The 5,000-nt window shown below is 57.6% G+C and carries 2 protein-coding genes, 1 tRNA gene, 2 rRNA genes and 1 pseudogene (1 of these 6 running past the window's edge); 1 reads left to right on the forward strand and 5 read right to left on the reverse strand.

Annotated elements, in window-relative coordinates; all coding sequences use genetic code 11:
- Both NI18_RS23895 and NI18_RS21045 read right to left on the reverse strand, forming a co-directional pair.
- Window positions 1-309, reverse strand: a pseudogene (locus tag NI18_RS23895) (IS21 family transposase); the annotation flags it as partial.
- Window positions 310-412: 103 nt separating this feature from the next.
- The gene (locus tag NI18_RS21045) at window positions 413-1,339 is read right to left on the reverse strand and encodes a hypothetical protein (protein ID WP_052149410.1); all 927 of its coding nucleotides are present in this window, start codon (window positions 1,337-1,339) and stop codon (window positions 413-415) included.
- Window positions 1,340-2,309: 970 nt separating this feature from the next.
- Between NI18_RS21045 and NI18_RS23900 the strand changes: the two genes are divergently transcribed.
- Window positions 2,310-3,728, forward strand: coding sequence for a recombinase family protein (locus NI18_RS23900; protein WP_084215391.1), 1,419 nt, complete (start codon window positions 2,310-2,312; stop codon window positions 3,726-3,728).
- Here NI18_RS23900 and NI18_RS21055 read toward each other — a convergent pair.
- The 3 genes from NI18_RS21055 to NI18_RS21065 form a co-directional block, all read right to left on the reverse strand.
- A tRNA-Met gene (locus tag NI18_RS21055) sits at window positions 3,699-3,775 on the reverse strand. The genes NI18_RS23900 and NI18_RS21055 overlap by 30 nt on opposite strands.
- An 82-nt stretch (window positions 3,776-3,857) precedes the next feature.
- A 5S ribosomal RNA gene (rrf, locus tag NI18_RS21060) occupies window positions 3,858-3,972 on the reverse strand.
- A 223-nt stretch (window positions 3,973-4,195) separates the two neighbouring features.
- Window positions 4,196-5,000 (reverse strand): 23S ribosomal RNA (locus tag NI18_RS21065); it runs 1,987 nt beyond the window's last position.

Raw genomic sequence — 5,000 nt, forward strand, 5'->3', positions numbered from 1 at the left:
TTTCACCATCGTGTAGCCGCCCGTATACCCATGCTCGTCGCGCAGACGCTCGAAGATCCGCTTTGCCGTGTGTTGCTGCTTGCGCGGTGCCTCACGGTCGGCCGCCAGGATTGCGTCGATAGCCGGTAGGAGCGCCCCGAGCTTCGGCTTGGTCGGAGGCTTCGTCCGGCGGTATCCGGGCGTGCCGAATACAGGCACATCTTGCGGACCGTATCCCGGTTCAGCCCGAACACCTCCGCCGCTTCCCGGCGACTATGCCTTCGACGAACACAAACCTCTGACCGCTGCGTAGCTTTCCACGACAAACATCCCCGCCGCTCCGCAAAGGGAGCAGCTTACCAAATGGCCGGATTTTACTCCGCCCCCACCGGCAATGCGCCGGCGGTCCTGTGGCCTGATTTGTCACCGCCCTTCACAGGAGTTCGCGAAAGTCGATCGGTTTTCCATTCCGAAGAAGAATGACCATAGTGATATGGTAGCCGTCCTTCTCGAACATTCTGCGCGCCGCTCCGAAAAGCGATCGCGCATGGTCATGAACTTTGCCGCTGTCGGCGTACATCGTGGACGGGTTGATGCCATATCGCTTTTCGAGCTTTGGCCCTTCCGCAATCATTTCTTCTCGACCGAGCTTCTTCTGAATCACTTGAAATTCTAGCGGCTTGCCTGTCGCAAGCCACACATCAAGAGTGCGGGCGTCTTCATGCCCGATCATGCACGGAAGACGGCCTTCTTGATCTCCCTCCGCGAATTGCTCCCCGGTGTTCACGTTAGTGGAGACAGGTGCGACCAGTCCCATCTGCTCGTGCGCCGATCGAACCAGTTGAGATAGATGCCCATAGGCTGTCGCCACCGCATCCAGCAGTTCCGTGTTGGGCAGCGAATTTTCGATCCAGCGACGGCGTATACGCAACACGCCGTCCTTCTTGATATGCTGGCCGACAAGAGAATCGGGAACGCTTTTGATCAAAGCCAGCGGCGCGTCCGTGAGTTTGGCAGGTACTTGTATCTTGGGGCCTTCGTTCAGGTGAGAGGCGACAATCTCCGCGCTCACAAAACTGTGCGCCTCCAGATCGCCCTGCTTTTCGATCTGATTGCGAGCTTCAACCATCCAGCGCATGAGCGGAATGGCTGCCAGCTTAGCTTGCCGTTCTTTATACCACTCTTCGAAATCCGGGATGAGCGCCTTATTCTTTTGTAGAACGAATGAGACCTGCCGCGCCGTTTGAATGGCGGCCTGGATGGCAACCCGGAACTCGTCAGGTTCGAAATACGCCCGTTCGGCCTGATGCCAAAAGCGATGGACATCCTCCAACGACGATCGATCGCCGCCAACGGACATTGATTTTCTTCGTGATCCCAAGCCATGTTACTATGGAAGTCCTGTCGAGCTTCAAAGGTGGCGATGCTGGATGCCGCTAGATTAGTTAAGCACAAGAATAGCCTGTCGGCGAGCGCTCGGCCCAATCGCGTTAGCTACAAGGGTGGTCGTTGTGGTTTCCATCGTTGGACGCATCTTACCAGGCAAACATCGACACGCGCACCATTTCAAGGGCAGATTCCGGGCTCCGGGCATAGGCCGTAAAAAAGAAAAGCTCGTAGCTGCCTTCTTACGCCATGTGAACGAATGCCCGGAAAGGCGTTTCCGTACTCCAAAGCGGACCGGCGGATTCCCACCCAGAACGGCGATGCAGCCCCCTGCCCAGCTATCTGAACGAACGTCCGCTTACGCCGTTCGCCTCCCGAAAGCGGACAGGCGGCTTTCCACCAGTTTTCACTAATCTCCGCGACGGGTTAGCGGCAGATTCTTCTCTAGGGGGGTAGGACGGGAAGGCCAGTCTTGCTGGCGGCTATGTAGGTGATGTGCGACCGACGCCCCCACTCCGCTGCTCCAGCAGCTTGGCCATCGAGCTATCAAAGCTGCTGGCGCGCGATCTTGCACGAGCCGAGTTCCGAAGACGAGCTGCTCTAAACAGAACAGCCGAAGGCTATGATGTAGACGGGAACGTTCAGCGAAACGAGGTTGAGGAAAGCTGATGCGCGTACTGCTGTATGCACGCTATTCGACGGATCCAAGATCCGCTATCGATCGCCACGCAGTTGACGATGTACCGTCGCGGCCTCGCACAGCGAAAATGGACCGAGGTCGGCTGCTACACAGATGGTTCGCAGTCCGGCGCAACAATCCACCGGGCCGGGCTACAGGCGTTACTTGCCGCGGTAGGAACCGGGGGCGTTGACGTAGTGTTCGCAGATGAGATGGACCGGGTGTCGCGAAGCCAGGCGGACATGCTTCGCTGTACGAAAGACTGATGTTCCGCGGCATCCTCCTTGTCACACGTAAGGAAGGTGAGGTCGGGGCGCTGCAAATCGGCATGATGGGAACGATCAACCCCGAACAGATTGCCGCGACCAGCGAGAAAACTCGCGATGCTCTGATCAAGCGGCACGCAATGGGAAAGAATCCCGGCGGCACGGCATATGGCTATGAGAAACGCATCGCCTACGACCTGAACGGCGAACGTACCAGGGGTCTGCAGCAGATCGTGCCGGCGCAAGCCGCTATCGTCGTACGGATCTTCGAAGACTATGCTGCTGGCGTATCGTCCGGCAGCATAGTCCGCCGCCTTAACGAGGAAGGCGTACCGCCCCCGCGCAGCGGTCGACGTGATCGGGCAACTTCGAGCAATCCACCTGCATGGACGCCCAACACGCTGACCGGCAACGCCGAGCGTGGTACTGGCATTCTCAACAACCAACTTTATGTCGGTAGACGCGCTTACGCCCGCCAGACGTACCGCAAGAATCCCGATACCGGTAAACGACATGCATTCCTGAATGCAGAAGAGCAGCAGGCTACCACGGTCGCAGCACCAGACCTGCGCATCGTCAGCGACACGTTATGGCAGAGCGTCAAGGACCGGCAACAGTCGCTGCGGCGTGGCCCGATGAAGGCCCGGGACGCCGTCCCTGCCCTGCCCTTCTTCGCACAGCAGCGCCCGAAATATCTGACATCCGGCAAGATGACCTGCGGCGAATGCGGTTCGAGCTATGCCAAATCTGGTCCCACGCGGTTCGGCTGTCAGGGGGCATCAAAGAAAGGCCCCGCCTTTTGTGGGAACCGTCTGACCATCCGCCAGGACGATCTCGACGCCCGCATCCTATCCGGTCTCGCGAACGAGATGGTGCGTGACGAGGTGCTCGCGGTATTCCTCGACGAGGATGCGAAGGAGACGGCGCGACTGGAGGCAAGCGCGACCGACAATCAACCGCAGCGCGATCTCGAATTGATGGAGATCGACCGGCAGATCGCCCTTGCCAAGGCAGCCATCCTCAAGGGTGTGGATGCCTCGATGTTCATTGCGGAAATGAGGGAGTGGGCCGAGCGACGAGGCACGTTGCTTGCCGAAGCGGAACGCGCATTTAATGTACCGACGCCTACCAACTTACTACATGCGGATCTTGGCAACACGTACCGCCAGAAGGTCGGACGGCTGACCGATGCATTTGAGGATGATGCGCTCCGCTCACAGGCGTTCGAGCGCATCCGTTCGCTGATCGACACCGTGGTGTTGAAACCGGAAAACGGCGTACTTACGATCCATCTTCGCGGCGAGTTTGCGTCAATGCTAGAGCTAAGCGCTGGAGCGGAAACGCAAAAACCTCCGCGGGGGTTTCCGGGGAGGCTTTGCAAATTAAGATGGTTGCGGGGACAGGATTTGAACCTGTGACCTTCAGGTTATGAGCCTGACGAGCTACCGGGCTGCTCCACCCCGCGACGGTCCGGTTAGGGACGTAAGGGTAGATGAGATTGTGAATGGGTTTAGATATCGTGTGATGCATGTCGCACGGGCTTCAATGCCTGGCGACGACCTACTCTTCCATCGCTTGAGCGATAGTACCATTGGCGCAGGCGGGTTTCACGGCCGAGTTCGGAATGGGATCGGGTGGGACACCGACGCTATAGCCACCAGGCAATGGAGCCGGTGCGACATGCGTCACTGTGATATCTGGGTCCCTCGAGCCTCGCCTTGCGGCGGGTGTTGAGGGTTTTAAAATCGATACCGTGCAAGGTTTGTAGTGTGTTCGACCAATCCCTCGACGGCGAGGGGATTGGCAATCTGGCGTCGTCTTAATCATCCGCACTATCGTCTGACGTGCTGGGCGAACCCAGTGTTGTCATTGATGGTGTGAGACTCTCAAGCGCGAATAGAGCAATTAGTATCGGTTAGCTCCATGCGTTACCGCACTTCTACATCCGATCTATCAACGTCGTGGTCTCCGACGGCTCTATGAAATCTTATCTCGAGGGAGGCTTCCCGCTTAGATGCTTTCAGCGGTTATCCCGTCCATACATAGCTACCCAGCTGCGCTCTTGGCAGAACGACTGGTACACCAGAGGTATGTTCAACCCGGTCCTCTCGTACTAGGGTCAACTCCTCTCAAATTTCGACGCCCACGGCAGATAGGGACCAAACTGTCTCGCGACGTTCTGAACCCAGCTCACGTACCACTTTAATTGGCGAACAGCCAAACCCTTGGGACCTGCTCCAGCCCCAGGATGTGATGAGCCGACATCGAGGTGCCAAACAACCCCGTCGATATGAGCTCTTGGGGGTTATCAGCCTGTTATCCCCGGCGTACCTTTTATCCGTTGAGCGATGGCCCTTCCACGAGGGACCACCGGATCACTATGACCGACTTTCGTCTCTGCTCGACTTGTCAGTCTCGCAGTCAGGCGGCTTATGCCATTGCACTCTAACAGACGGTTTCCGACCGTCCTGAGCCCACCATTGCGCGCCTCCGTTACTCTTTAGGAGCGACCGCCCCAGTCAAACTACCCGCCACAGAGGTCCCTGTTCCGGCTTACGGAAGAGGTTAGACATCAGAAACAAACAGGGTGGTATTTCACCTATGGCTCCACATCAGCTGGCGCCGATGCTTCAAAGCCTCCCACCTATGCTACACAGTTTCTTCCTAATGCCACTCTGAAGCTGCAGTAA

It is taken from the genome of Sphingomonas sp. Ant20 (assembly GCF_000783375.1).
Taxonomy (GTDB): domain Bacteria; phylum Pseudomonadota; class Alphaproteobacteria; order Sphingomonadales; family Sphingomonadaceae; genus Sphingomonas; species Sphingomonas aerolata.